The organism is Kitasatospora sp. NPDC018058, from assembly GCF_044327205.1.
Classification (GTDB): domain Bacteria; phylum Actinomycetota; class Actinomycetes; order Streptomycetales; family Streptomycetaceae; genus Kitasatospora.
Map to the genome: position 1 here is coordinate 87,698 of NZ_JBIRFA010000012.1, position 24,037 is coordinate 111,734.

At 72.8% G+C, this 24,037-nt stretch carries 29 protein-coding genes; 12 read left to right on the plus strand and 17 right to left on the minus strand.

Going from position 1 to position 24,037, the window contains the following annotated elements; genetic code table 11:
* Positions 1–33 precede the first annotated feature (33 nt).
* The 4 genes from ACH4E7_RS18745 to ACH4E7_RS18760 all read right to left on the minus strand — a co-directional run bounded on the left by ACH4E7_RS18745 (position 34) and on the right by ACH4E7_RS18760 (position 4,247).
* Positions 34–1,023, minus strand: a complete 990-nt coding sequence (locus tag ACH4E7_RS18745) for a glycoside hydrolase family 6 protein (protein WP_396250261.1) — start codon at positions 1,021–1,023, stop codon at positions 34–36.
* Positions 1,024–1,292: 269 nt separating this feature from the next.
* Positions 1,293–1,970 (minus strand): uracil-DNA glycosylase, encoded by a 678-nt coding sequence (locus tag ACH4E7_RS18750; protein ID WP_396250262.1) that lies wholly within the window; start codon positions 1,968–1,970, stop codon positions 1,293–1,295.
* Between the two features lie 129 nt (positions 1,971–2,099).
* Positions 2,100–3,248, minus strand: a complete 1,149-nt coding sequence (locus ACH4E7_RS18755) for a low temperature requirement protein A (RefSeq protein WP_396250128.1) — start codon at positions 3,246–3,248, stop codon at positions 2,100–2,102.
* Between the two features lie 219 nt (positions 3,249–3,467).
* On the minus strand, positions 3,468–4,247 hold the full coding sequence (locus tag ACH4E7_RS18760; protein ID WP_396250129.1) for an HAD-IIA family hydrolase: 780 nt from the start codon (positions 4,245–4,247) through the stop codon (positions 3,468–3,470).
* A gap of 162 nt (positions 4,248–4,409) precedes the next feature.
* Between ACH4E7_RS18760 and ACH4E7_RS18765 the strand changes: the two genes are divergently transcribed.
* Entirely contained in the window at positions 4,410–5,501 is a 1,092-nt protein-coding gene (locus ACH4E7_RS18765; RefSeq protein ID WP_396250130.1) for a Gfo/Idh/MocA family oxidoreductase, read from the plus strand.
* A gap of 106 nt (positions 5,502–5,607) precedes the next feature.
* Here the strand turns inward: ACH4E7_RS18765 and ACH4E7_RS18770 are convergent, their stop codons facing one another.
* Both ACH4E7_RS18770 and ACH4E7_RS18775 read right to left on the minus strand, forming a co-directional pair.
* Positions 5,608–6,030 (minus strand): type II toxin-antitoxin system VapC family toxin, encoded by a 423-nt coding sequence (locus ACH4E7_RS18770; RefSeq protein WP_355671923.1) that lies wholly within the window; start codon positions 6,028–6,030, stop codon positions 5,608–5,610.
* Positions 6,023–6,307 carry a type II toxin-antitoxin system Phd/YefM family antitoxin gene (locus ACH4E7_RS18775; protein ID WP_396250131.1) on the minus strand — a complete coding sequence of 95 codons (285 nt, stop codon included), beginning with the start codon at positions 6,305–6,307 and terminating at the stop codon, positions 6,023–6,025. Before ACH4E7_RS18775 ends, ACH4E7_RS18770 begins: the two co-directional genes overlap by 8 nt.
* 125 nt (positions 6,308–6,432) lie before the next feature.
* Here ACH4E7_RS18775 and ACH4E7_RS18780 point away from each other — a divergent pair, with 125 nt between their 5' ends.
* Positions 6,433–6,726, plus strand: coding sequence for a DUF6412 domain-containing protein (locus ACH4E7_RS18780; protein WP_396250132.1), 294 nt, complete (start codon positions 6,433–6,435; stop codon positions 6,724–6,726).
* A gap of 94 nt (positions 6,727–6,820) precedes the next feature.
* The gene (locus ACH4E7_RS18785) at positions 6,821–7,513 is read left to right on the plus strand and encodes a YidC/Oxa1 family membrane protein insertase (RefSeq protein ID WP_396250133.1); all 693 of its coding nucleotides are present in this window, start codon (positions 6,821–6,823) and stop codon (positions 7,511–7,513) included.
* A 72-nt stretch (positions 7,514–7,585) separates the two neighbouring features.
* Here ACH4E7_RS18785 and ACH4E7_RS18790 read toward each other — a convergent pair whose 3' ends face one another.
* Both ACH4E7_RS18790 and ACH4E7_RS18795 read right to left on the minus strand, forming a co-directional pair.
* The gene (locus ACH4E7_RS18790; protein WP_396250134.1) at positions 7,586–8,275 is read right to left on the minus strand and encodes an HAD family hydrolase; all 690 of its coding nucleotides are present in this window, start codon (positions 8,273–8,275) and stop codon (positions 7,586–7,588) included.
* Positions 8,276–8,304: 29 nt separating this feature from the next.
* Complete coding sequence (locus tag ACH4E7_RS18795; RefSeq protein WP_396250135.1) at positions 8,305–8,871, minus strand: NUDIX hydrolase; 567 nt, start codon at positions 8,869–8,871, stop codon at positions 8,305–8,307.
* A 306-nt stretch (positions 8,872–9,177) separates the two neighbouring features.
* Here ACH4E7_RS18795 and ACH4E7_RS18800 point away from each other — a divergent pair, with 306 nt between their 5' ends.
* A complete protein-coding gene (locus tag ACH4E7_RS18800) occupies positions 9,178–9,945 on the plus strand; it encodes a CDP-alcohol phosphatidyltransferase family protein (protein WP_396250136.1) in 768 nt (255 codons plus the stop codon).
* Positions 9,946–10,094: 149 nt separating this feature from the next.
* Positions 10,095–10,622, plus strand: a complete 528-nt coding sequence (locus ACH4E7_RS18805; protein WP_396250137.1) for a hypothetical protein — start codon at positions 10,095–10,097, stop codon at positions 10,620–10,622.
* A 7-nt stretch (positions 10,623–10,629) separates the two neighbouring features.
* Here ACH4E7_RS18805 and ACH4E7_RS18810 read toward each other — a convergent pair whose 3' ends face one another.
* Entirely contained in the window at positions 10,630–10,977 is a 348-nt protein-coding gene (locus ACH4E7_RS18810) for an ArsR/SmtB family transcription factor (protein ID WP_396250138.1), read from the minus strand.
* Between the two features lie 107 nt (positions 10,978–11,084).
* On the opposite strand from ACH4E7_RS18810, the gene ACH4E7_RS18815 reads away from it, so the two are divergent.
* Positions 11,085–12,074 carry a zinc-binding alcohol dehydrogenase family protein gene (locus ACH4E7_RS18815; RefSeq protein WP_396250139.1) on the plus strand — a complete coding sequence of 330 codons (990 nt, stop codon included), beginning with the start codon at positions 11,085–11,087 and terminating at the stop codon, positions 12,072–12,074.
* Between the two features lie 60 nt (positions 12,075–12,134).
* Here the strand turns inward: ACH4E7_RS18815 and ACH4E7_RS18820 are convergent, their stop codons facing one another.
* Both ACH4E7_RS18820 and ACH4E7_RS18825 read right to left on the minus strand, forming a co-directional pair.
* Positions 12,135–12,884 (minus strand): MBL fold metallo-hydrolase, encoded by a 750-nt coding sequence (locus ACH4E7_RS18820; protein ID WP_396250140.1) that lies wholly within the window; start codon positions 12,882–12,884, stop codon positions 12,135–12,137.
* Positions 12,885–12,916: 32 nt separating this feature from the next.
* A complete protein-coding gene (locus ACH4E7_RS18825) occupies positions 12,917–13,756 on the minus strand; it encodes an NAD(P)H-binding protein (RefSeq protein ID WP_396250141.1) in 840 nt (279 codons plus the stop codon).
* 108 nt (positions 13,757–13,864) lie between these two features.
* On the opposite strand from ACH4E7_RS18825, the gene ACH4E7_RS18830 reads away from it, so the two are divergent.
* Positions 13,865–14,824, plus strand: coding sequence for an AraC family transcriptional regulator (locus ACH4E7_RS18830; protein ID WP_396250142.1), 960 nt, complete (start codon positions 13,865–13,867; stop codon positions 14,822–14,824).
* A 222-nt stretch (positions 14,825–15,046) separates the two neighbouring features.
* Positions 15,047–15,883: an NmrA family NAD(P)-binding protein gene (locus ACH4E7_RS18835; protein WP_396250143.1), complete on the plus strand. Its 837-nt coding sequence runs from the start codon at positions 15,047–15,049 to the stop codon at positions 15,881–15,883.
* A 61-nt stretch (positions 15,884–15,944) separates the two neighbouring features.
* Here ACH4E7_RS18835 and ACH4E7_RS18840 read toward each other — a convergent pair whose 3' ends face one another.
* Positions 15,945–16,877, minus strand: coding sequence for a zinc-binding dehydrogenase (locus ACH4E7_RS18840; RefSeq protein WP_396250144.1), 933 nt, complete (start codon positions 16,875–16,877; stop codon positions 15,945–15,947).
* Between the two features lie 79 nt (positions 16,878–16,956).
* Here ACH4E7_RS18840 and ACH4E7_RS18845 point away from each other — a divergent pair, with 79 nt between their 5' ends.
* The gene (locus ACH4E7_RS18845; protein ID WP_396250145.1) at positions 16,957–17,688 is read left to right on the plus strand and encodes a TetR/AcrR family transcriptional regulator; all 732 of its coding nucleotides are present in this window, start codon (positions 16,957–16,959) and stop codon (positions 17,686–17,688) included.
* 121 nt (positions 17,689–17,809) lie between these two features.
* On the opposite strand, the gene ACH4E7_RS18850 is transcribed toward ACH4E7_RS18845, so the two are convergent.
* From ACH4E7_RS18850 to ACH4E7_RS18870, 5 genes are all read right to left on the minus strand, one after another.
* On the minus strand, positions 17,810–18,364 hold the full coding sequence (locus ACH4E7_RS18850; protein WP_396250146.1) for a GNAT family N-acetyltransferase: 555 nt from the start codon (positions 18,362–18,364) through the stop codon (positions 17,810–17,812).
* A gap of 110 nt (positions 18,365–18,474) precedes the next feature.
* Complete coding sequence (locus ACH4E7_RS18855; protein WP_396250147.1) at positions 18,475–18,804, minus strand: NIPSNAP family protein; 330 nt, start codon at positions 18,802–18,804, stop codon at positions 18,475–18,477.
* A gap of 85 nt (positions 18,805–18,889) precedes the next feature.
* On the minus strand, positions 18,890–19,390 hold the full coding sequence (locus ACH4E7_RS18860) for a hypothetical protein (RefSeq protein ID WP_396250148.1): 501 nt from the start codon (positions 19,388–19,390) through the stop codon (positions 18,890–18,892).
* Between the two features lie 77 nt (positions 19,391–19,467).
* A complete protein-coding gene (locus ACH4E7_RS18865) occupies positions 19,468–20,469 on the minus strand; it encodes a hypothetical protein (protein ID WP_396250149.1) in 1,002 nt (333 codons plus the stop codon).
* Between the two features lie 120 nt (positions 20,470–20,589).
* On the minus strand, positions 20,590–20,907 hold the full coding sequence (locus tag ACH4E7_RS18870; protein WP_396250150.1) for a hypothetical protein: 318 nt from the start codon (positions 20,905–20,907) through the stop codon (positions 20,590–20,592).
* Positions 20,908–21,122: 215 nt separating this feature from the next.
* On the opposite strand from ACH4E7_RS18870, the gene ACH4E7_RS18875 reads away from it, so the two are divergent.
* From ACH4E7_RS18875 to ACH4E7_RS18885, 3 genes are all read left to right on the plus strand, one after another.
* The gene (locus tag ACH4E7_RS18875) at positions 21,123–21,980 is read left to right on the plus strand and encodes a DUF5753 domain-containing protein (RefSeq protein WP_396250151.1); all 858 of its coding nucleotides are present in this window, start codon (positions 21,123–21,125) and stop codon (positions 21,978–21,980) included.
* Between the two features lie 3 nt (positions 21,981–21,983).
* The gene (locus tag ACH4E7_RS18880) at positions 21,984–22,169 is read left to right on the plus strand and encodes a DUF397 domain-containing protein (protein WP_396250152.1); all 186 of its coding nucleotides are present in this window, start codon (positions 21,984–21,986) and stop codon (positions 22,167–22,169) included.
* 134 nt (positions 22,170–22,303) lie between these two features.
* Positions 22,304–24,001, plus strand: a complete 1,698-nt coding sequence (locus ACH4E7_RS18885; protein ID WP_396250153.1) for an immunity 49 family protein — start codon at positions 22,304–22,306, stop codon at positions 23,999–24,001.
* Positions 24,002–24,037 lie beyond the last annotated feature (36 nt).

Consider the following 24,037-nt stretch of genomic DNA (forward strand, 5'->3'; position numbering starts at 1 on the left):
CGGCGGCCGGGAGCGGGTCAACGACCGAGCGGGTCAACGCGTCGCCTGGGCCAGCCCCAGCGCGTACGGCAGCCAGAACTCGCCCGCCCGGGGCTCGCCGCGGCCGCACTCGCCGTCGGACTCCCCCGGGTTCTTGATCCACAGGTAGGCGTCCACATTCGGCCGCCCGGTCTCGGTGGTCGGCGGCTCGCCGAGCGCCCGGCCGGGCGGGTTGCACCAGGAGTCGGCGCCCAGCGCGCCGTTGCCGCTGCGGCTGGTGTCGATGACGAAGTGCTTCCCGCCCAGGGCGGCGGAGAGTCGGTTGCCGTACGCGACGTTCCGGTCGGTGGGGTAGAAGTTGGCGACGTTCACCGCGAAGCCGTCCGCCGCCGCGATGCCGGACTTGCGCAGGGCGGTGGCCATGTCGTCCGGGTCCTGTGACCAGCCCGGGTTGCCCGCGTCCAGGTAGACCCGGACGTTCGGACGCTTCTTCAACTCCTGGACGGCGAAGGCCAGCAGGCCGTACCGCTCGGCGGCCAGGTCGCCCTTGATCCCGCAGTTGTCCAGGGTGTGCGCGACGGCGTCCGGCTCCAGGACGACCCAGGCCTTGCGATCGCCGAGGGCCTGCGCGACGCCGGTGATCCAGCTCCGGTAGGTGGCCGCGTCGGGGGCGCCGCCGGCCGAGTACTGGCCGCAGTCGCGGTGCGGGATGTCGTAGGCGACGAAGACGGCCGTCCGGCTCGCCTCGGCGGCCCGGCGACTCACCTGTTCGGCGATCTGCTGGGCACCCTCCTCGCCGAGCCACTGGGAGGAGGGTTGGCCGGCGATCCGCAGCAGGGTGTCGGCCTCCGCCGTGCGGCCCTGGTCGCGCAACGTGGCGACCTGCCGGGCGGCGTTGGTCTGGTCGGAGACGTAGAAGGCCTGGCCGGGGAGCTGGTCCAGGCCGCCGGGTTCAACCGTCGCGCTGGGCACCGCGACGCTGGGGGTGGTCTTCGCCGTGCCGGTGTCCGAGCCGCTGCAGCCGGAGGCCGAGAGCACTGTCAGACCCGCGACCAGCGCGGCCCACCGAATCGTTCCTGTCCGTCCCACCCCGCGCACGTACCGCCCCTTCGAGCCGGCTCCGCCCCCGGACCGGTCCGGCGACCGGTCGGCACCAGCTAAGCACACCCGGCCCCGACAGACGGTCAACAGCGGTGAACGACAAGTGACCGCGGGCGAACGGGAATCCGATCCCGTCCGCCCACGGCCACCGAGCCTCAGCCCCGCACCGGCCCGGGCTCAGTCCGACCCCAGCCCGGCCGCCGACCCTGCGGTCAGCCCTGCTTCAGGTCCGGCACCTGCCAGTCGATCGGCTCGCCGCCGAAGCCGTCCAGCGCCGCGTTGATCTGCGAGAACGGACGGCTGCCGAAGAACATCTTGGCGGACAGCGGCGACGGGTGCGCGCCCTGCACCACCACGTGCTTCTCGGTGTCGATCAGCGGCAGCTTCTTCTTGGCGTAGTTGCCCCACAGCACGAAGACCACCGGCTCCTCGCGCGCGCTCACCGCCTTGATCACCGCGTCGGTGAACTTCTCCCAGCCCTTCGCCTTGTGCGAGTTGGCCTCGTGGGCGCGGACCGTGAGCACCGCGTTGAGCAGCAGCACGCCCTGCTCGGCCCAGTGCATCAGGTAGCCGTTGTCCGGGGCGGGGATGCCCAGGTCGGCGTCCAGCTCCTTGAAGATATTGCGCAGCGAGGGCGGCGTCTTGGTGCCCGGCAGCACCGAGAAGCTCATGCCGTGGGCCTGGCCGTTGTCGTGGTACGGGTCCTGGCCGAGGACGAGCACCCGGACCTTGTCGTACGGAGTGGCCTCCAGAGCGGCGAACTCCTGGCCGCTCGGCGGGAACACCTCGTGCTCCGCGCGCTGGGCCGCCACGAAGGCCGCCAGCTCCGCGAAGTACGGCTTCTCCGTCTCGGCGCCGAGCACCTCGCGCCAGGACTCGGGCAGCTCCAGCCCGCCGCCCGCGCCGGCCTCGACCACGCCCGCCTCGACCGTGTCCGTCACGACATCTACCTCCCACACCGCGGCTGCTGCGCCGCCTGCCCTCTTACACCCCGAACGCTACACAGCCCCACCGACAGCTCACTCCACAGGAGCCGCCCCGGCTGCCCCGGCATCGGCGGCCGCCCGCACCACCCGGACGTGCTCCACCGCGTTGAGCAGGACCAGCAGCCCCGCCAGGGTCACCAGCACCGCCAGTGCCGGCAGCCGCACCATCGCGGGCAGCAGTCCCAACACCACCACCGCGGCGACGATCCGGGTGGTCGAGACCTGGCGGAACATCATCCAGCGGGTGTAGCCGAAGGTCAGCAGGTACAGCCCGCATCCGCCGTACAGCAGCGCCACCGACCCGGCGCCGAGCGTCTGCCACGGGTCCGCGACCGTCTCCTCGAAGCCGACCGCCACCCCGATCACCCCGGCGGCCAGCGCCAGGTGCCCGTACTGGAAGATCCGCCGGACCACGTCCCGCCGGGAGTCGGCGACCTCCACGGCGTGCCGCATCGCGTCCGCCGCGAACACGAAGTACTGCCACCACAGGCCCGCCGAGATGGTGAACGCGGCGGCCACCGCGGTGAGTTCGGCCGCGTCCAGCCGGGCGCCGGCCGCCGAGGCCCCGATCCCGACGATCGACTCGCCGAGCGCCACCAGCAGGAACAGCGCGAACCGCTCCGGCATGTGCGCCGGGTGGTACGTCACCGTCGCGAGCCGTCGCCGGAACACCAGCGGCGCGGCCAGGTCGCAGAGCGCGGCGGCCGCCCACAGCGCCAGCCGCGGCCCGTCCGACAGCAGCCCGCCCGCGAGCAGCAGCGGCCCGCTGACCAGCACGCCCGCACCGTACGGTCCGCTCCAGACGCCCGGGAGGCGGACCAGCAGGAGCAGCAGCACCACCCGGGCCAGCCAGTACGCGGCGCCGAGCAGCAGCCCGCGCCGGCCGTACGCGGCCGGGATGGCGAGCGCCATGAACAGCCCGGCCAGGCCGACCAGCAGGATGCCGAGGCGGTCGCGCGGGTTCTCCACGTCCCGGATGTTGGCCTGCACGGTGGTACCGACCCAGCACCAGTACACCGGCACGAACACCACCAGTGCCCGGACCAGGCCGGTGAGGTCGTGCTGGTGGTGCAGCAGCCCGGACACCTGGGTGATCGCGAAGACGAAGACCAGGTCGAAGTAGAGCTCCGCCCAGGTGACCCGCTTCTCGCCCGGCCCCTCCGTTTCCCCCGTCGTACTCATCCGCGCCCTGCCTCCCCGACCCTACGAACCCGACCGGCCCCACGAACCCGACCAGGCACCACGAACAACGAACCCGTGAAACAACGCGGGCAAGCAACCCGCGAAAACAACCCACGGAAACGAACCACGGAAACGAACCGCGGAAAACGAACCCCGTGAAACGGAGCGGCCCCGCCCCGGCGCTCGGCCGGGACGGGGCTCGCGACAGCACCGCAGAGGCTAGACCAGCTCGACCAGGTCCGCGATCGACTCGACCACCCGGGTCGGCCGGTACGGGAAGCGCTCCACGTCGGCGGCGGAGGTCAGGCCGGTGAGCACCAGGATGGTCTCCATGCCGGCCTCCATGCCCGCGACGATGTCGGTGTCCATCCGGTCGCCGATCATCACGGCGGTCTCCGAGTGGGCGCCCGCGGTGTTCAGCGCTTCGCGCATCATCAGCGGGTTGGGCTTGCCGACGAAGTACGGATCGACGCCGGTCGCCTTGGTGATCAGGGCCGCGACCGAGCCGGTGGCCGGCAGCACGCCCTCGGGGGAGGGGCCGGTCTCGTCCGGGTTGGTGCAGATGAACCGGGCGCCCTGGTTGATCAGGCGGATCGCCTTGGTGAGCGCCTCGAAGGAGTAGGTCCGGGTCTCGCCGAGGACCACGTAGTCGGGGTTGTTGTCGGTCAGGACGTAACCGGCCTGGTAGAGCGCGGTGGTGAGCCCGGCCTCGCCGATCACGTACGCGGTGCCGTTCGGGCGCTGGCTCTTGAGGAACTTCGCGGTGGCCAAGGCGGAGGTCCAGATGCACTCCTCGGGCACCTCCAGGCCCATGCCGGCCAGGCGGGCGCTGAGGTCGCGCGGGGTGTAGATCGAGTTGTTGGTGAGCACCAGGAAGGGCTTGCCGGACTCCCGCAGCCTGCGCAGGAACTCCTCCGCCCCGGGTATCGGCGTGCCCTCGTGGATGAGGACACCGTCCATGTCGGTCAGCCAGGACTCGATGGGCTTGCGGTCTGCCACGTGCGTGTCTCCCGAAGTGTTGCAGCGTCTTGCGTGGGGCCCTGACGCGGCACAGCCTAATCCGCGCAGGTGGCCGGGGACAGGATGTCCCGCTGGACGGGATGTGACGATCGCCCGGCGGATACCGGGAGCAACCGGGCGGCTCGTGATTGAGTAGGCCGCATGAACCCGCAGACGACCTTCCACCGACCGCCCGATCGAACGCTGCGGGTCGGCCTGATCGGCTACGGCCTGGCCGGCTCCGCCTTCCACGCCCCGCTCATCGCGACCACGCCGGGGCTGCGGCTGGACGCCGTGGTCACGGCCAATCCCGAACGCCGCGAGCAGCTGCGCCGCGAGCACCCCGACGCCCGCGCCGTCGACACCCCCGAGCAGTTGCTGGCCGACCGGGACGCGCTGGACCTGGTCGTCATCGCCTCCCCCAACCGCACCCACGCCCCGCTGGCCCGCGCCGCGCTGCAGGCGGGCCTGGCCACCGTGGTGGACAAGCCGCTGGCCGCCACCGCCGCCCAGGCGCTGGAGCTGTGCCGGCTCGCCGAGGCCCGGGGCACCCTGCTCTCGGTCTTCCAGAACCGGCGCTGGGACGGCGACTTCCTGACCGCGAGCCGGTTGGTGCGCGGCGGCGCACTCGGCCGGGTGCACCGCTTCGAGTCCCGCTTCGAGCGCTTCCGCCCCAAGCCCAAGCCCGGCTGGCGCGAGCTGGCAGACCCGGCCGAGGTCGGCGGCACCCTGTACGACCTGGGCAGCCACCTGGTCGACCAGGCGCTGACGCTGTTCGGGCCGGTCGAGACGGTGTACGCGGAGATCGACGTGCGCCGCGACGGCGCGGTGGTGGACGACGACGCCTTCCTCGCCCTCACCCACGTCTCCGGCACCCGCTCGCACCTGTGGACCAGCGCCGTCACCCCGCTGATCGGCCCCCGGCTGCGGGTGCTCGGCGACACCGCCGGGTACGTCAAGAACGGCATGGACCCCCAGGAGGCCGACCTGCGGGCGGGCCTGCGCCCGGACGGCACCCACCCGTGGGGCGCCGACCGGCCCGAGCAGTACGGCACCCTGGGCACCGACGAGTCCCCGATCTCCCTGCCGACCGACCCGGGCGACTACCCCGCCTTCTACGCCGGCATCGCCGCCGCCCTGGCCACCCCCGGCACCCCGCCCCCGGTCGACCCGCGCGACGCGGTGGCCACCCTCACCGCCCTGGAGGCCGCCCGGGCCTCCGCGGCGACGGGGACGACGGTCCGGCTGGGCTGACGGCCGGCCGTCAACCTGGTGCTGCGGCGCTGCCGGACCCGGCAGGAGGCCCTGCGGTACGCGGCGGCCCTGGCGGAGGAGGTCGAGTGCGACGGACCGGCCGCGCTCAGAGCCCGATGATCTCCACCGCCGAGCCCAGCCCCCGGAAGTCCGCCACGTTGCGGGTGTACAGCGGCAACCCGTGGGCGGAGGCGACGGCGGCGATCATCAGGTCTATCCGGCGCGGCCGCGGCTGCCGTCCGGCGGCGATGGTGAGGGTGACCAGGGTCCCGTAGCGGGCGGCGGCGGCCGCGTCGAAGGGCAGCGGGTCGAAGTCGGCCATCGCCGCGCCCAGCACCTCCAGCCGGGCCGCCCGACTGATCGGGTCCCGCGCCATCGAGACGCCCTGCTGCAGCTCGGCGAAGGTGATCGCGGTCAGCTCCGGCACGGCCGGCAGGTCGGCGGGGCTCAGCAGGGCCAGGTCGATGTAGACGCAGGTGTCCAGCACCCCGGCCGGCCGTCGCCGGGATGCCCTCCGGCGCTCAGCCACGCCGCCGCTCGAACGGGTCGTCGCCCTCGTCCCCCACCAGCTCCTCGGGCCCGAAGTACTCGTCGGCCTCCTTGCGCATCTGCTGGTAGTCCACCCGCGGCAGCTTCACGTGCCGCGCCACCAGCTCCTCCGCCGTGAGCCGCCGTCGCCCGGACACCGGCCGCAGCTCCGCGACCTCGACCCCGTTCCTGGTGATGTGGAAGGTCTCCCCCGCCTCCACCGCGTCCATCACCGCGGCGGAGTTGTTCCGGAACTCCCGCTGGGTAATCGTCTTCATGGGATCCACGGTAGCCCCGTGTAGCACCGTCGGCTACACCTCGCACGGCACTGCGGGAACCCGGCAGGTCGTAGGATCGTCCTGCTGAACGTCAGGAGCCGGGACACATCGAGAGGGGGCGGGCCGTGGGTGTCGTCGCGATGCTGCTGGGCCTGCTCCGGGTGTTGACCGGACAGCTGATGACCGACGGCGGCGCGCTGGCGTCGGTCGCCGCCGTGGCGGCCATGGTCCTGGTGGCCGGGGCGGTCGCGGGGGCCTTCGCCGGGGCGCGACTGCTGGGGGCACGAGCCCCGGCCGCGGTGCGCAGCGGGGTGCTGCGACGGCGGGCGTTCCGTACCGCATTCCTTCCGCAGCGTGATCCGGACGCCCGGGGCAGGCGACGCCCCAGGGCGCCGGGGGCGGCCCCGGCGGCCGCGTAGCTCCGCAGTTCCTCCGTACGGCTCCCCGTACGTTTTTCGCGGCCGTCCTCCGCCGATCACTCATGTCCTGAGACCCCGGAGGGCTCGCTTCACCATGTCCGTTCTGTCTGTTCTCGACCCGGCCGTCACCGTCGCCCACGCCGTGGTCTCCGCCATCGCCCACGTCCTGCCGACCGCACTGGCGATCGTCCTGTTCGTCCTCGCCGTACGGCTCTGCCTGCACCCGCTGGCGCGGGCGGCGGCGCGTGGGGAGAAGGCCCGTTCGAAGCTCGCGCCGAAGGTCGCCGAGCTGAACAAGAAGCACAAGAACAACCCGGAGAAGGCGCGCGAGGCACTCGCGGAGCTGTACCGGAAGGAGCAGGTCTCGCCGTTCGCGGGCTGCCTGCCGATGCTGATCCAGATCCCGTTCTTCTCGGTGATGTACCGGCTCTTCACCACCCCGAACGACCTGCTGGACCGCACCCTGTTCGGGGTGCCGCTGGGTCTGCACGTCGGGAACGCGCACGGGGCCGGGCAGTTCGCCGTGTTCGGGCTGCTGTACGCCGGGCTGGCGGCGGTCGGGTACGTCAACTACCGCCGGGCCCGGCGTGCGGCGGCCGCGCAGACCACCCCGCAGCCGGGGGCGTCGTTGCTGCCGTACCTGTCCTTCATCTCGGTGCTGTTCGCGATGCTGGTGCCGGTGGCCGCCGCGCTCTACCTGCTGACCACGAGTGCGTGGTCGGCCTCCGAGCGGGCCTGGCTGTACCGGGGCGGGGCGCCGGTCCCGGCGACCGCGCTCGCGGTCTAGCCCAGCGGTCCAGCTCAGCGGTCCGACTCAGCGGTCTGGCTCAGAAGTGGCGCAGCTCAGGAGTGGCGCACCTCAGAAGTGGCGCAGCAGCTCCGGGAAGGCCGTGAGCTGCAGCGTCGCCTCGTCCGGGCCGAGTTCCTCGTGCTCCAGCACCCAGGTGTGCTCGTGCGGGATGAACACGGTGCGCAGCCCGGCCCGGCGGGCGGGGGCGATGTCGGACTTGGGCGAGTTGCCGATCATCCAGGTCCGCTCGGGGTCGAGGCCGAGCTCGGCGCTGAGCTGCCGGTAGGTGTCCACCGACTTCTCGGCCACGATGTGGATGCCGCGGAAGTGGTGGTCGATGGTGGAGGCCGCCACCTTGGCCTGCTGCTCGTCCTGGTCGCCCTTGGTGAGCAGCAGCAGGTGGTGCCGCCCGGCGAGGGCGGTCAGGGTGTCGGCGACGCCCGGGATCAGCTCGATCGCGCCGCGGTCGGTGAGCGGGGTGAGCAGCTCGTCGATCCGGGCCAGGTCGGCGGCGGCGGGGGTGCGGTCCCCGGCCAGGTGCCCCAGGCAGTCGGCGAGGCTCTGCCGGAAGACGGCGGCGCCGTAGCCGAGGGCGGCGGCGTTGGCGGCCTCGATCCGGTCGAGCAGGGCCCGGGTGGCTTCCCGCTCGGCCGGGGCACAGACCCAGTCCAGGAAGCCGTCGATGACCCGCTCGAAGAGGACGTTGTTCTCCCAGAGCGTGTCGTCGGCGTCGAAGATGAGGGTCTGGTCGGTGTGCATCGGGTTCCTTCGGGCAGGCGGGAAGGGGTTCAGGCGAGCAGACGGGCGGCCCGGTCGAGGGTCTCGCGGAAGTTCTCCTCGGTGGTCCGCTGCTTGGCCTCCTCGATGCTCAACCACTCCAGCGGGGAGGCCGGGTTCTCCGGGCGGGCGTCGTCCGGGGTGTCGGTGGCGAGCAGGAAGCGCAGGTCGGCGTGCTCGTGGGCGGGCTCGACGGGCGAGGCCGGGACGGGCACCACGGCGAGGTGGACGAGGGCGGCGTCCGGCCAGGGGGTGAGGTCGGTCAGGCCGGTCTCCTCCAGGCCCTCGCGCAGCGCGATGTCCAGCGGCAGGCTCTCCCCCGGGTCGCCGTGGCCGCCGACCTGCAGCCAGGCCTGCTGGCGGACGTGCCAGCGCAGCAGGACGCGGCGGGTCGGCGGGTGGACGATCAGCGCGGAGCCGGTGAAGTGCAGCGGGGTGCTGCGGTCCCACGCGTCGGGGGCGTCGGCCCGGGTGCGGACCCGGGCGAGGTCGGCGGTCTCCGCCGGGCCCTGCGGCCGGTGGTCGTCCAGGAGTCGGGCCAGGTCGGGGCTGTGCGGGGCGGTGCCCGTGGTCACCATGGTTTCTGCGCTCCTCGTTCCGCCCCGGGGCCGCGTCGGACCGCGTCAACCGGCTTGCGGGAGCGGGCGATCGGGCCCGGGGGTTCCGGTTCCGGTGGACCCGCGCAGCCTAGCCCGGGGGGCTTCGGTCGGCCCACCGTTTTTCCGCCGGTCACCGGCTCGTCACCGCCTCCTCCACTGCCCTTCCCATCTCCTCCGCACCGTCCTGTCCGCTCTCCTGTTCACCGTCGAACGGGCTGGTCAAAGCAGTGCTCCGGAGGCCGTAGCCTGTGGTGATCGTTACGGGACAGGTGGAGGGATGTCGTCATGGTGGCTGCTCCGGCGCTCGCCGAGTTGCGCGAGGTGTGCCAGCCGCAGGCCAAGCTGCAGAGCCGCAACGGCGAGCACTGGGCGGGCCGGATGTACATGCGGGCGATCTCGCTGCGCACCACCCGGCAGCTGGTACGGACCTCGGTCTCGCCGAACACCCTGACCTGGGTGATGGTGGTGTGCGGGGTCGGCGGCGGTGCGGCCCTGCTGATCCCGGGCCTGGCCGGCGCGGCGCTGGCGGCGGTGCTGTTCCAGCTGTTCCTGCTGTTCGACTGCGTGGACGGCGAAGTGGCGCGCTGGAAGCGCCAGTTCAGCATGGCCGGGGTGTACGTGGACCGGCTCGGCGCCTATCTGGCGGACGCAGCGCTGATGATCGGCGCGGGCGTGCGGGCGGCGCGCGGCGGCTCGGAGCTGTGGGTGTCGGCGGGCCTGGCGGCCGCGCTGGGCGTGGTGCTGCTGAAGGCCTCGACGGACCTGGTCGACGTGGCCCGCGCCCGCAGCGGGCAGCCGCCGGCGGACGAGGAGTCGACCCAGCCGCGCTCCCAGGGCATCGCGACGGCCCGTCGGCTCGCCTCGATCTTCAAGATCCACCGGGTGACCAACGGCATCGAGGCCTCCCTGGTGCTGCTGGCGGCGGCCGCCGTGGACGCCGGGCTCGGCCACCTGGACGCGACGCGGGCGGCGCTCGCCGGGATCACGGTGATCACCTGGGGCATGGTGGTGGCGCACCTGGCATCGATCCTGTCCTCCTCGCGGCTGCGCTGACCCGGCCCGACGGCTCGACGGCTCAGCGGCCCGACACCACCGCTCGACCGGCGGGCTGAGCCGGACTCCCCCGCCGGAGGGAGGGGGTCCGGCCGAAGCCCGTCGGCGGACGGACGCGGCAGGTGCGGCCCGGGCGACAGGGTGGACGCATGACAACGTCTCAGCTCACCGCCGCCGTCCCCGCCCCGCCCCGCTGGGCCGTCCGCGCCGCGCGGATCGCCGCGGTCACCGCCCTGCCGGCCGGGCTGTGGCGGCTCGGGCTGGTCCTGGGCTGGCACGGCGGCTACACCGACGCGGGCTACCACGCGGTGGGCTTCACCGGCTGGGGCGCGGTCTGGCCGGTCGCCCTGAGCCTGCTCACCGAGGCGCTGGCCCTGCTCACCCTCGGCCTGGTCCGGCCGTGGGGCACGGTGCCGCCGCGGTGGATCCCGCTCCTCGGCGGGCGCCCGGTCAACCCGCGCGCCGTCGTCATCGCGGCCTCGCTCGGCGCGGCCGGGCTGATCGTGCTCTGGACGCCGTTCGCCGCGTGGTGGGCGGTGCCGCACCCGAACATGACCCCGCTCGGGCACCTGACGGTCGGCTTCCTCTACCTGCCGGCGGTCGCCTGGGGCCCGCTGTTGGCGGCGGTCACCGTGTCGTACCACCGCCGGCACCGCGCGGCCGCTGCCGAGTCCTAGGCCTGCCCTACGCCGTGTCGGCCGCCTCGTTGCGGGCGAGTGCGGCGAGGACCGTGTCGAGCAGGCCGGGGAAGCGCCGCTCCAGGTCGACCGTGCGCAGCGAGGAGAACCGGCGGTTGGCCTCCTCGCGCTGGGTGATCACACCCGACTCTCGCAGCACCTTGAAGTGGTGGCTGAGGGTGGAGGGCGCGACGTCCACCGGGAAGGTGCCGCAGGCCCGTTCCGGTTCGGTGCGCAGGACTCGGACGATGGTCATCCGGGTGGGGTCGGAGAGCGCGTGCAGGACGTCGTAGAGGTCGATCTCCTCGGTCGCGGGGTGCGCGAGCGCCGGCCGGCGGCGGGTGCTGCGGGGCATGGACGACCTCCCTGATCTGTGATGTTCGACAATCGTCGAAAGTGCGTGGTAGCAATGACCCAGCAATTTCGCCTTTCGTCGAACATCGTAGTGGAGGGGGCGCGAACATGCGCGCACTGGTGATGACCGCAGCCGGCGGAGCCGAGAACTCCGAGGTCCGACAGATCGAGGCACCGCGTCCCGGCCCCGGCCAGATGGCGATCGACGTCGCCTGGGCCGGACTGAACTTCGTCGACGTGATGGCCCGCCGGGGCGACGGCGGCTACACCGCCGAGTGGCCGCACCTGCCGGGCAAGGAGGTGGCCGGTACGGTCCGCGAGCTCGGCGAGGGCGTCACCGGTCTGGCCGTCGGCGACCGGGTGGTGGCCGCACCGGTCGGCGGCGGGCTGGCCGAGGTCGTCGTCGCCGATGCCGTGCTGACCGTCCCGGTACCGGACGGGCTGGAGCTCAGTGCGGCCGCCGCCGCGCCGCTGGGCCTCGCCACCGCCGTCCTGCTGCTGACCGACGCGGGTCGACTGAGGGCCACGGACAACGTCCTGGTCCACTCGGCCGGCGGCGGCGTCGGCAGCGCGATCGCCCAGCTGGTCCCCCTGCTCGGCGGCCTGGGCACGCTGATCGGCACGGTCGGACGCCCGGAGAAGGCCGCAGCCGCCGTCGAGTCGGGCTACGACCACGCCTTCGCCCGCGACGAGAAGCTCGCCGACGCCGTCCGCACCGCGACCGACGGCCGGGGCGTCGACCTGGTGCTCGACCCGCTGGGCACGACCGCCCTGGATCTCGACCTCGACGTCACCGCGCCCGGCGGCCGGATCGTCCTGTTCGGCAACGCGGGCGGCGGCGCTGTCGGCGACCTGCCCCCGCTCGGGCGTCTGATGGCCGGCAACCTCTCCGTCACCGGCTTCAGCCACCGCGCCTTCGCCGCCACCGCCCCCGAGCGCCTCGCCCGGGCCATCCGCACCACCCTCGACCTGCAGGCAACCCGCGGGCTGAGCATCCCGCTCACCGAACTGCCGGGCCTGGAGGCCGTCCCGGCCGCGCACGACGCCATGCAGGAAGGGCGGGGCACGGGCAAGTACGTGGTGCGCGTGGCGGGTTGAGCACGGCAGGCTGAGCAGGGCGGATTGATCGGCGCGGGCCGGGCCGCCGGGATCGGGCGGTCAGACCGTGAAGACCGCCCCTGGATCGGCGTGCTCGACGGGCCCCGCGAAGTGGGCCGCGGCGCGGGCGACCGCCCGCCCGGGGGTCACGGCCCGGCCGACGTGGGTGACGACCAGGCGGCGCGCGGCGGCCGCGGTGGCGGTGGCACCGGCCTGTTCGGGGGTGTGGTGCGCCGGGTCGTCACCCTCCGCCTCGCACAGCAACAGGTCGCAGCCCGCGGCCAGTTCGGTGAGCGCGGCGCACGGCGCAGTGTCGCCGGAGTAGACCAGCGAGCGGCCGCCGGCCTCCACCCGCAGGGCGAAGGCCGGCATGCCGTGGTCCACCGCCCGGCTGGTCAGCACCGTCCGGCCGACCGTCACCCGGTACCCGTCGGACAACTCGGTGACGGCGAAGGCGGATTCGACCGGGCTGCGCCGCGCCGAGTTGGTCAGGAAGTCCGCCAGCCGGTCCGCGGTGCCGGGCGGGCCGTAGAGCGGGATCGGCGCGGCGAGCCGGATGTCGGCGTACAGGGCGCCGTAGTAGGCGGTGAGCAGGTCGGCGCAGTGGTCGGCGTGCAGGTGCGAGATCCAGATCGCGTCCAGCTCGTCCAGCCGCGCGTACCGCTGGAGCGGGCCCAGCGTGCCGGTGCCGGCGTCCACCCAGACCCGACTTCCCCCGCCGGACACCAGGTAGCCGGAGCAGGGGTTGTCCGCGCTCGGGTAGGGCGTGGCGCTCCCCAGGACGGTGACTCGCAACCGGTCGTCGGACATCCGGCCAGCCTAGCCGCCCCGGGTGGTCCGGCTCAGGCCCAATGACCCGCGGCAGCGGCCTCGGTGACGAACCGCTCGAACGGGCGCGCCGGGCGACCGAGGGCGCGCTCCACACCGTCGGAGACCTCGGGACCGCGCCCCTCCCGGATGTCCACCAGCAGGTCGGTCAGCCGCCGCGCCACCTCGGCCGGCACCCCGCCCTCGGCGGTCATGCGCTCGGCGAAGGCGACCGGGTCGACGTCGAGGTGGCGGACGGTACGGCCGACGGCGGCGGAGATCAGGGCGACCGCCTCCCCGAAGCCCACCGCCCGGGGGCCGGTGACCTGGTAGGTCTGTCCGCTGTGGCGTTCCTCGGTGAGCGCGGCGACCGCGACCGCGGCGATGTCCTCGGCGTCGACGAAGGGCGTGCGGCCGTCGCCGACCGGCACGGCCAGGACGCCGGAGCGCACGGCCGGCAGCCAGGAGGACTCACTGAAGTTCTGCGCGAACCAGCCGGGTTGGATCACCGTCCAGTCCACACCCGACTCCCGGACGGCCCGTTCGACGGCCTTGAGCGGGTGGTCCTCGCCCGCCCGGCCGACGCCGTGCGCGGAGAGCAGCACAAGCCGCCGCACGCCCGCGCCGACCGCCTCGGCGACCAGGCGCGGGATGCGCTCCCGCCGGTCGGGGCCGGTCCGCACGTCGGGCTCCACCAGGTAGGCGGCGCCCACGCCGACGAGGGCGGGTGGGAAGGTCGCCGGGTCGGCCAGGTCGAGGCGGACGTCGCCGCCGGTGCGGGCGGCCGTACGGACGGGGTGGCCGGCGGCGGTCAGGCGGCGGGCGATGCGGCGGCCGGTCGTGCCGGTGCCGCCCAGGACGAGGATGGTCTTCATGGCCTCCAGCCAACCCGGGCACGGCCGGGCGATCCATGGGAGAACGTCGCCGATCCCTCGGTGATCGTCCAGTCCCGGGCCGCGCCCGCACCGGCTACCGTGGCCGCCATGGACGTGCTGAGCGATCTGCTGCACCGCGCCCGGGCCAGCAATGCGGCCGTCCGGCAGCTGGTCCAGCGGCCGCCGTGGTCGATGACCTTCGCCGAGGCCCCGCCGCTCACCGTGGTCACCGCCCTGGGCGGCCGCGCCTGCCTGCGGCTGGACTCCGATCCCGGGACACCACGGGAGCTGGCCGCCGGGGACATCGCCCTGATCAGCGGCGTCACCGGCGGGTACACCGTCGCCGACTCCCCCGACACCCCGCCGCAGGTGGTGATCCGCGCGGGCCGCAAGCAGTTCCTCGACGGCGCGGCGTCCGTCGGGCAGCACCTGGCGCCCCGCACCTACGGCGACGGCCTGCCCGGCGCCACCACCCTGCTCCGGGGCGCCTACGAGCTGCGCGGCGACGTCGGGCGGCGCCTGCTGGGGATGCTCCCGCCGCTGGCCGTGGTCCCCGCCGGGCCGCGCACCCGGGCGGCGTTGGAGCTGCTCTCCGCCGAGGTCGCCCAGGAGGAGCCGGGCCAGGACGCGGTGCTCAACCGGGCGCTGGACCTGGTGCTGGTGCTCGCCCTGCGGGCCTGGTGCGCCTCCGACAGCGGAGCCCGAGCCCCCTCCTGGTACGGCGCGTTGGCCGCCCCGGCGGTCGGTGACGCACTGCGCCTGCTGCACGGGGACCCTGCGCACCGCTGGACGGTCGCCGAGCTGGCCGGGCGGGTCGGCCTCTCCCGAGCCGCCTTCGCCGCCCGCTTCACCGCCCTGGTGGGCGAGCCCCCGCTCGGATACCTCACCGGCTGGCGGATGGCCCTGGGCGCGGACCTGCTGCGCGACACCGAGGCGACCGTGGCGGCGGTGGCCCGGGAGGTGGGCTACGAGGACCCGTTCGCGTTCAGCACGGCCTTCAAGCGGGCCCGGGGCCTGACCCCGTCGCAGTGGCGGCGGCAGGCGCAGCGGGATCGAGCGGCCCGCTAGGCCGTCGGGGACTTCTCCGGCAGCACCCGAGCCCGGAAACGGGCGAGCGCGGCTGGATCGGCGGCGTCCAGCGCGAGTTGATGGAGGCGCAGGCTCATCGCACGGCGTCCTCGCAGAGCATCGACCACCACGGCGGCTGCGGCACGGACCGGTCCTCCCGGCACGCGAGCAGCACCCCCGGGCCGGGGCATAGTCCGGGCCCGCCCGGTGTTCGGGGCAGGCATGACCAAGATTCTGGTGATCGGCGCAAACGGCAGTGTGGGCAGGCACGTTGTGGCTTCGCTGGCCGAAGGTGGGCACGAGGTGAGGGCGTTGGTGCGAGACGGCGCCAGGGCCGACCTGCCCGCGGGGGTGGAGGCCGTGCGGGGGGATCTGGCGGCGCCGGAGAGCCTGGTGAACGCGCTGCGGGGCGGGGTGGAGAGCGTCTATCTGATGTGGCCGGGGATCCCGGTGCAGCCGCGGGTGGTGGAGCTGATCGCCGAGCACGCCGAGCGGGTCGTCTATCTGTCGGCGGACGTGGCCGACCTCGCGGACGACGAGCCGGCGGTGATCTTCCACCAGGAGATCGAGCGGTTGATCCGCAAGTCCGGCCTGGGCTGGACCTTCGTACGGGCGATCGACTTCGCGGGCAACATGCTCGGCTGGGCGGACCAGGTGCGCCAGGGCGTCGTCCGCTGGCCGTACGGCGAGGCGCGCCGCTCGCTGGTCCACGAGCAGGACATCGCGGACGTGGCGGTGGCGGCGCTCACCGAGGACGGGCACGACGGCGGTAAGTACGTGGTCACCGGGCTGGAGTCGATCGCCCACGCCGAGCTGGCGCGGATCATCGGCGAGGAGCTCGGCAGTGCGGTGCGCTGGGAGGAGCTGGCGCCGGAGACGGCCCGCGAGCAGCTGACGGCAGCTTGGGGGAACGCGGCGTTCGTGGAGTCCCGGCTGCGGGCGTGGGAGGCGTTCGCGCGCGAGCCGGAGCGGGTGACGGACACGGTGGAGCGGGTGCTCGGGCGTCCGGCGCGCAGCTTCCGCTCGTGGGTGCGGGACCACGCGGAGGACTTCCGGTAGCCGCCCGCCCGGCTCGGGGCCCGTCGCACGCCACGGGCCCCGACCGGAGACGGCTGCGCGCTCAGGCGTCGAAGGTCAGTACCGCCTTGCCGTGGAGCCGGCCGGCGAGCAGGGCGTCGACGGCGTCCGCGGCGCCGTCCCAGCCGCCGCGCCAAGTGATGCCGGGGTCCAACTCCCCTGCGGCGACGCGGTGGGCGAGCCAGGTGAGGTCCCGGCCGAGGCCGGTGCAGGCGAGCAGGAAGAAGGTCACCAGGCTGCGGTCGTGCCGTTCCTGGTCGCCGAAGAGCGCGCCGAAGGGGAAGTCCTCCCCCTGGCCCGCGATGTGCCCGGCGGCGACCAGTGTGCCGCCTGGGCCCAAGACCCCGTAGGCCTCGACCAGTTGGGGCCCGCCGACCAGGTCGATCACGCCGTCGACGGGCCGCGGGGACTCCTTCGGCGTGCCGACCACCTCGTGCGCGCCCAGACGCCGCAGCAGGGCACCGTTCTCCGCCGGCGCACCGGTGGACGCGATCACGTGCGCCCCCGCGGCGCGGGCGAGTTGGACGGCGTACCGGCCGACCCCGCCGGTGGCCCCGGCGACCAGGACGGTACGGCCGAGCAACGGCCCCACGCGATGCAGGGCGCGTAGGGCGGTGGCGCCGGCGACCGGGATGGTGGCGAGTGCGGCCGGGTCGGCCCCGGCGGGCGCGATGCCGATCAACTCGGTGTCGACGGCGCGCAGTTCGGCCCAGGCGCCGGCGGGCATCAGGGTGACCACCGGGGTGCCGACCGCCGGGCCGGAGCCGTCGGCGGCGGCACGCTCCACGACTCCGGCGGCGTCCCAACCGAGGACCGTGCCGTCGGCGGCCGAGTCGAGGGCGAAGGCGACCTCCCCGTAGTTGAGCGAGGTGGCGGTGACCCGGATCAGCGCCTGGTGCGGGGCCGGTTCGGGGTCGGGGGCCGTACCGAGGCGCAGGCGGCCGGGGGCCGAGTCGTCGACCAGAAGTGCACGCATGGAAGATCCTCCCCAAGATTCTGCCACTGAGTGGCATAAGCCTACAGGTGGCATTCGCTGCCTCGATACACTGATCGCGATGACTCCCGAGAAGGCCGCCGAGCCCCAGGCCACCGCGCCACCGGACGCCGCGTCGCCGGACACCGCGCCGCTGGACGCCGCATCCGCGCCCGCGAAGCTGCCGCTGCGCGAACGCAAGAAGCTGCGCACCCGGCAGGCGCTGATCGACACCGCACTGGAGCTGTTCGGCGAACGCGGCTTCGACGGGGTGACGCTGGACCAGCTGTGCGAGACGGTGGAGGTCTCCAAGCGGACCTTCTTCCGCGCGTTCAGCAGCAAGGAGGACGTCGCGATGGCGCCCACCCAGGACCTCTGGGCGGTGTTCCTGGAGGTGCTGGAGAACTGCCCGCCGGGCGGACGTCGGCTGGTCTCGCTGTACGAGGACGCCCTGGTCGAGTCGATCGACCGGATGCCGGCCGAGGGCTGGGCCGAACGCGTGCTGGCGAGCCGGAAGTTGGCCGCCCGGACGCCCTCGATGAACGCTCACGGGCTGGCCTTCTGCGACCGGGTCAGCCGGGAGGCGGTGGCCGTCGCCGGGCGGCGCTTCACGCTGGACGCGGCCTCGGACGACGCCGCCGAGCTGCGCGCCCGGCTCGCGCTCGACATGCTGCTGTCGGCGTTCCACCAGGCCCTCGCCGGGTGGGTGGCACAGCCGTCCGGGCACACCCGCGAGGACCTCACCCGGCGCCTGCGGGCCGCCGGCGCGGAGCTGCCGGGAGCGCTCGCCGCGACGGTGGCACCGCGCGGCTGACCGGCCCTGCCGAGGCGTCGCGCTACTCGGCGGCCTCCAGCAGGGTGCGCAGGAGGTCGTCGAGCGCCCTCCCCGGATGTGCCGGGCTCCCGGTTCCCCGAAGGCCCGGCGCCGCCGGTGGTCAGCCCCGCAGGACCGCCAGTTCGATCTCCCGGCGCGTCTCGTCGCCCGGCACCGGCACCGAGACCCCGGAGTGCTTGAAGCCGGCCCGGACGTACATCGCCTCGGCGCGGGCGTTGTCCTCGTGGACGAACAGCCGCGCCCGCTCGATGCGGGGCTCGGTGAGCGACCACGACCAGTCCTGGGCGGCCCGGATGAGCTCGTGCGCCAGGCCGGTGCCGCGCGCCTCGGGGCGGACGTAGAAGCCGACCAGGTGGGTCTGCGGGACCTCGATGACGTCGCCGCCGAGGGCCCCCGCCCCACCGGGCCGCTCGACCAGCACGGTGATGGTGCCGAGCCAGCGGCCGTCCCCGGCCTCCGCGACGAGCTGCCGCACGGTGCCGCCCTCGGCCGCGCCGGTGGTGCGGGCCTGCCAGAACTCGTCAGGCTGGGCGGCGGCGTTCTCGTACGTGTCGAGGAAGGCGATGCCGGCGACCGGGTCCCGCAGGGCGTCCAGTCGGATCGCCTTGACCCGCTCCCACTCCTCGGCCCGTACGCCTCTGATGTCGGTGATCACCGCACGATGATCACCAGTGCCGACGGCCCTGACAACCCCCTTGTGCGGCCGCCGACGTGTGCGCTTCCTCTCCCTGGACGTGACACCGGCCTGCAGGAGGTCCTCGGGCTTCAGGGGCGCTTGAAGGCGTCCACGGCATGGTCGGGGACCTCGATCACGATCGAGTGCATGCTGTCGACCCTCGACACGATCGCCTCGCGCGGGCCCTGGCGCCAGACGTCGCTGCCGTAGAACTCGTCCTCCTGGGCGCGGTGCCGCTCGACGGAGTCGAACGCCCGGATCAGATAGGCCTCTTCGTGTCCGTCCTCGGCTACGAGGGAGGCGCCGTGGTCAATGACCCGGATGCCCGCGGCTTCGAGGAGCGGGACGGACTCCTCGGCCATCACGCGGACGAAGTCGGCGCCGGTGCCGGGCTTCAGGCGGTAGGTGCGGATTTCCATAAACACAGTGGTTCCCCCGGTGGTCATGAGTGGTCGGTTCGCGTTGCGACTTCCTGCGCGGCGGGTCGCGGGAGAGGGCGGGCGGTCACCCGACCAGCGGTTCGAGATGGGCCATCGCGTCGGCGAAGTCCTGGTCCAACTGCTCGTAGGCGGCGGGATCGCCGGAGGTCACCGCATCACAGCGCGTGGCGACCTTCTGCAGGTCGCTGAGGACCTGCGCCCACTCCTGCGGCGCACCCGCTTCCGGCTGCAGCCCGTTGACCGTCGCCGCCATCGCGGTACACGCCTTGCCGACGGCCTTGGCATCCCCGTTCGCGCTCGTGATGGTGCCGGCCATCGGGATCACCGCGGAGGTCACCGTGTTGAACTGCGAGGACTTCAGGGCCCAGGCCTGTACGGCGCTGGTGCTACCGCTGGGGCTGGGGCTCCCGGAGGCGGAAGAGGAGGCGGGAGGCGCGGCCGCCTCCGTGGTGGCAGCGACCGCCGCGGTGGCCACCGCCTTGCTGCTTGCAGGAGTTGTACTGGCGCAGCCCGTCAGTGCTGCAGCAGCGGCCACGAGCAGACATGCTGCGGTGAGGCGACGCATCGGCTTCCTTCGGTCGATGGGTGGGGCGACGCGAGACTGTATCCGTCGCCCGTCCCGATCGCTCCTCCGGTGCCTCGCTAGTGCTCGGTGCCGTGGTAGATCCGCTCGATGACGGCGGCCGAGAGCATCGGATCCTGCCCCACTCCGTCGACCATGATCACGTACTTGTCGTCGGTCCACATGCAGCTGTAGTCATCGCCCTCACGCACGCCCTGCGAGCCGGTGGCGCTGCAGTACATCGCCCCGGGCAGCGAGGTCGGGACCTTCTTGCCCGGGTTCATGACCGGAACGAGCCTGGTGTCGGACGGGTTGGCCTGCGCTTCGCTGAGCACCCGCTGGAAGGTCGTCGTGGACCCGGCGATGACGACCATCCAGCGTGCCTCGTGCTCGTCACCTCCCAGGTTCTGGTCCGAGAAGACATTGGGGACGACGCCGTACGCTGCCATCTGAGGGTTCTCCAGGCCGTTCTTGGTGAGCGAATCCCGGAAGCGATCCCACTCCGGGACATGGTCGGCCGTCGTAGTCGCCCTCAGGGCGGCACCCTCCACCGAGGCGGGGATGCGTGGAACGGCACCGTTGAGTCCGGGCCCACCGAGGTAGTGGATCCCGAGCGCGATCAGGCCCGCCACGATGACCAGGACGGTGATGACGATGCCGACGCTGCTGCGCTTGACGACGGTCTTGTTGTGCACGTCGCCGCCGACCAAGACGTTCCCTAACCCGACTGCGGCCTGTCCGGCACCGCCGACGCGGGCACCCTCCCCGACGTTGACCGTCGGGGGTCCAGGTGGCGCCGGCGGGGCTTCGACGGGCCGCTGCAGCTGTTCCAGGCGCGCGGCCAGCGCCTGGGCCAGGGCCGGGTTGAGACTGAGCAGCTCGTTCACCGCCTCCGCCAGGCGCTGTTTGGCCTCGGCGTCCTCGGGAGCGCTGTCGGCCCGCTCGGCCGCCTGTGTCCAGCGCGGCAGCTGCCCGAGTCCTTGACGCACCCAGTCGACGGCCTCGACACCCAAGGCGGTTCCCGCAGCCCCGGCGGCGCTGGACGCCGCCTGCGTCAATGCCGCGACCACAGCCGCGACCAAGTCGACACCATCCCCCGAACTCAAACCCAACCCCCTACCCCGGCCGACGAGTTGGATCCAATGTGGCACCTGTTCGTCAAGTGCGACAGGGGAGCGGCAAGGGAGATGGAAACGCCACCACTATCGGTGGTGGTGGCCGGCGTCCCGGTTGTGCCTGTACTCGCAAATGAGGGCGAGGAGGTTGATCAGGGTGCTGGCCGGGATGTTGCCGAGGTTGACGAGCGGACGGCCCTGGAGGTTGATCTCGCCCGGGTTCACGGAGGGCCAGAGCAGGCCGACGGGGGAGGCCGTCTCACCGTGGCGCCAGGCATTGACGATGAGTTCGACCATGGCGAGCTCGGCGTCGGCGATCAGGGAGGGGGACCAACCGACAGAGGTCATCGCGGAGTTGAGGGTGTCGCGGGAGAGGGTGAGGGAGGGGGAGTTGAGGTTGCGCACAGGGGTCTCCCAGGGGAGGAAGGGTGAGACCGGCGGATGCGTCGCCGTGAACAAGCCCACCGGACATGGGTGTTCTGCGGTGCCGAGCGGCGTTACTGACGATCCGTTCGGTGATCGGTGCATCACAGACTGTAGGGCATGGGATGGCACATGTGCGACCACTTCTCACACATGTACCCCTAAATGCGGCTGGACTCGCTGTAGCGCCCCGGTGGATGCTTGAGCACATGCCACCTACCCCAAGTGCACGCAAACAGCGGGTTGGCATCGAGCTGAGGAAGATGCGCGATGCCGCCGGTACGACCACCACAAAGGCGGCCACAGTCCTCGGCGTGGACCGCACGAAGATCACGCTCATCGAGCAAGGGACCTACTCGGTGTCTCCCGAACGAGTAATCGCCCTTGCCCGCAAGTACGGAGAAGCCGACTCCGAGTACGTCGACGCACTCGCGGAGATGGCGGGCGACAAGACCAAGGGATGGTGGGAGGAGTACCGCGGCTCCGTTCCGCAGGGTTTTCTCGACATCTGCGAGTTCGAGCATCACGCAAAGGGCATGTACTCCTACCAAATCTGCCATCCACCCGGCCCCATGCAATCGGAGCGCTACAGCCGCGCGATCTTCCAGGACAATCAGGTCCGGCTGACTCCGCGCGTTGTGGAGACACGGGTCGAGCAACGGATGCTGCGATCCGAGATGTTGATGGCGAAAGGCACCCATCCATACACGGCGATCGTCCACGAGGCGGCTCTGCGCATGCAGTTCGGCGGTCGCGACGTGGCACGGGAACAGCTGGACTGGATGCTGGAGTTGTCCCAGCTGCCACATGTCACGCTTCGAGTGATCAGCTTCGCAGCCGGAGGCTTCAAGGGACCTGGCCAGGCGATCTACTACGCGAACGGGCCCGTACCAAGGCTCGACACCGTCAGTTATGACTCCATGGAGGGGCCGATCTTCCTCCACCTGGCTGAGCACCTGGAGGAGTACCGTGCGGTCGTTGACCAGATGACCGATAGGTCTCTTTCGGTTGAGGACTCCCGCGATCTGATCGCGAAGATCAAGAAGGAGATATAACCGATGGAGAACCGCTCCTGGATTCGGCCCAGCGCATGCTCCAACGCAGGCAACTGCCCGGAGGTAGCCATCACCCCCGACACCGTCTTCGTCCGCAGCAGTCTCTTGCCCGCCGCCATCGCCCAACTCACCACCGACGAATGGCGCGACCTCGTCTCGGCCATCCGCGACGGCGAGTTCGACGTGTGATTCCCCCACACCGGGCGGGCCGTTCGAGGAACGGCCCGCCCCGCTCCTGACGCCGCCTCCACCGGCCCCACCCGGCACACCGTCCGACCCCGCGCATAGGCTGGCGATCAAGCGAGGAGGCAAGGAGCGGAACTGTGCGGATCGAGCGTCACCAGGTAGACGAAGCAGCCGTCTCGGCGGCCCGCGAAGGCTTCGCCAACCGGATCGGAGGCCAGGTCCACTCCTACTCGCGGGCCGGCCTGATAACCGCCACCGAATGGCGGCTGATCTCCGAGGAGTTCCTCGACTACCTCGGCGCCCTCTCCCTCGACACCCCCGACCTCCACACCCCCGAGGCCAAGGCCGTCCTCAAGGACGCCACCGAGGCCGCCGCCGGAGCCATCACGTTCGCCGCGTACTACCCGCGCTGTCCCTTCCACGTCTTCCTCGACTACCCGAACTTCGGGATGAGCTACGACCGCAAGGACCCCGAAAACGCCGACGACACCGCCCACGCGAGCATCGTCCTCCCGCAGCGCTGGCTCGACGCGCTCTGCCTCGCGATCCTCTCCGACAAGGTCGCCCGGCACGGCGAGGCCTTCTTCCACACCTGGCAGGACATGCCCGCCGGCGCGGGATACTCCGCAGCCGAACTCGTCGACGGCTTCATGGCCCACCTCTTCGGCGACATCCGCGACCACGACACACCCGACCCCGCGACCGCCGAACAGAGGCTCGCCGCCATCGACGTCGCGCTCGCCCGGATCGAGGACCGGGACAGCGAAGCCGCCCTCGCCCTCCACGCCCTGCGCGCCGTGGCCGCCGAGGACCGCGCGGCCTTCGACTCGGGCCTGACCGCCCTCCTCCAGGCCCGCCCCCTCACCCCCACCGCCCGGCCGAGCAGCCTGCTCCCCCTGCTCCCCCTCGCGCTCGCCGCACTCGCCCACCGGACCCACGGCTGGACACCCTCCGTCGACACCGACTACCTCCCCCACGCCCTCGTCACCAACTTCGAGCCCCCCGGCCGCACCACGGTGACCTGGCCCGCCCGCGTCGACCGTCCGACCCCGGCGCTCCCTCTCCACCCTGGCAGCGAGGCCCATTTCGAGAGCTCCGTCCAGGAAGCGGTCAACCCCTCCCCCGACGACCCCCACGCCGTCGCCCACCTCGCCGACGCCCTGTCCCGGCAAACGCTCCTCTTCCAGGTCCGCGCCTCCCAGACCCCCGACGTCACCGACACCCAGCTCGCCGACCTCCGCCGCGCGTCGCAGATCGGCGCAGCCCTCTTCCGGATCGCCCTCGCCGAACCGGGCACCAGCGTCGAGGTGGTCATCGACGGCCGCACGGTCGCCTTCCCCGCGACCCGGGACGACAGCACCCACCCCGGGCGCTGGCACTCGGCCCTCAACTTCGCCCTGATCACCGGCGTCCGCGAGGACCTCGCCCCGCTCGTCCTCGCCGGGCCGACCGGCTCCGCCGCCGACCGCTCGGTGTACGCCGCGTACCGCGTCGCCCTGCACGACTACTTCCGGGCCGTCGACCCCGCACCCGCCACCGAGAAGGCCCTGTACGAAGCCGAACTCGCCAAGGGGTCGGGCTTCCCCGCGCCGCCGGTCGCCCTGCTCGCCCGGCTGGTGGACGGCGACCAGGACGGCTTCAACCTCGCCCTGCTCGACGCCCTGGAAGCCCACCGCGACCACTACTCCGTCGCCGACCGCCCCACCGATCCCGACGCCGCGATCGACCTCGACGTCCTCGCCCTCGCCTGCCACGCCCGCCGCCGCGGTTGGGCGATCAACGTGGAGTCCCCGTACCTCCCGCCGCGCCTGCTCCGGGCGGCCGAACGCCGCTGAGGCGGGCCCCGCACCCCGTGGTTCGTCACATGGGTC

Bases quoted from the DNA above. Each gene is read 5' to 3' on its own strand.
- ACH4E7_RS18815 (WP_396250139.1), top strand. From the start codon at position 11,085: ATGCGCGCACTGGTGATGACCGCAGCCGGCGGAGCCGAGAACTCCGAG.
- ACH4E7_RS18880 (WP_396250152.1), top strand. From the start codon at position 21,984: ATGGAGAACCGCTCCTGGATTCGGCCCAGCGCATGCTCCAACGCAGGC.
- ACH4E7_RS18855 (WP_396250147.1), bottom strand. From the start codon at position 18,804: ATGGAAATCCGCACCTACCGCCTGAAGCCCGGCACCGGCGCCGACTTC.
- ACH4E7_RS18795 (WP_396250135.1), bottom strand. From the start codon at position 8,871: ATGGTGACCACGGGCACCGCCCCGCACAGCCCCGACCTGGCCCGACTC.
- ACH4E7_RS18810 (WP_396250138.1), bottom strand. From the start codon at position 10,977: ATGCCCCGCAGCACCCGCCGCCGGCCGGCGCTCGCGCACCCCGCGACC.
- ACH4E7_RS18845 (WP_396250145.1), top strand. From the start codon at position 16,957: ATGACTCCCGAGAAGGCCGCCGAGCCCCAGGCCACCGCGCCACCGGAC.
- ACH4E7_RS18840 (WP_396250144.1), bottom strand. From the start codon at position 16,877: ATGCGTGCACTTCTGGTCGACGACTCGGCCCCCGGCCGCCTGCGCCTC.
- ACH4E7_RS18800 (WP_396250136.1), top strand. From the start codon at position 9,178: ATGGTGGCTGCTCCGGCGCTCGCCGAGTTGCGCGAGGTGTGCCAGCCG.
- ACH4E7_RS18785 (WP_396250133.1), top strand. From the start codon at position 6,821: ATGTCCGTTCTGTCTGTTCTCGACCCGGCCGTCACCGTCGCCCACGCC.
- ACH4E7_RS18875 (WP_396250151.1), top strand. From the start codon at position 21,123: ATGCTTGAGCACATGCCACCTACCCCAAGTGCACGCAAACAGCGGGTT.
- ACH4E7_RS18755 (WP_396250128.1), bottom strand. From the start codon at position 3,248: ATGAGTACGACGGGGGAAACGGAGGGGCCGGGCGAGAAGCGGGTCACC.
- ACH4E7_RS18835 (WP_396250143.1), top strand. From the start codon at position 15,047: ATGACCAAGATTCTGGTGATCGGCGCAAACGGCAGTGTGGGCAGGCAC.
- ACH4E7_RS18775 (WP_396250131.1), bottom strand. From the start codon at position 6,307: ATGAAGACGATTACCCAGCGGGAGTTCCGGAACAACTCCGCCGCGGTG.
- ACH4E7_RS18860 (WP_396250148.1), bottom strand. From the start codon at position 19,390: ATGCGTCGCCTCACCGCAGCATGTCTGCTCGTGGCCGCTGCTGCAGCA.
- ACH4E7_RS18765 (WP_396250130.1), top strand. From the start codon at position 4,410: ATGAACCCGCAGACGACCTTCCACCGACCGCCCGATCGAACGCTGCGG.
- ACH4E7_RS18825 (WP_396250141.1), bottom strand. From the start codon at position 13,756: ATGAAGACCATCCTCGTCCTGGGCGGCACCGGCACGACCGGCCGCCGC.
- ACH4E7_RS18830 (WP_396250142.1), top strand. From the start codon at position 13,865: ATGGACGTGCTGAGCGATCTGCTGCACCGCGCCCGGGCCAGCAATGCG.
- ACH4E7_RS18805 (WP_396250137.1), top strand. From the start codon at position 10,095: ATGACAACGTCTCAGCTCACCGCCGCCGTCCCCGCCCCGCCCCGCTGG.
- ACH4E7_RS18790 (WP_396250134.1), bottom strand. From the start codon at position 8,275: ATGCACACCGACCAGACCCTCATCTTCGACGCCGACGACACGCTCTGG.
- ACH4E7_RS18820 (WP_396250140.1), bottom strand. From the start codon at position 12,884: ATGTCCGACGACCGGTTGCGAGTCACCGTCCTGGGGAGCGCCACGCCC.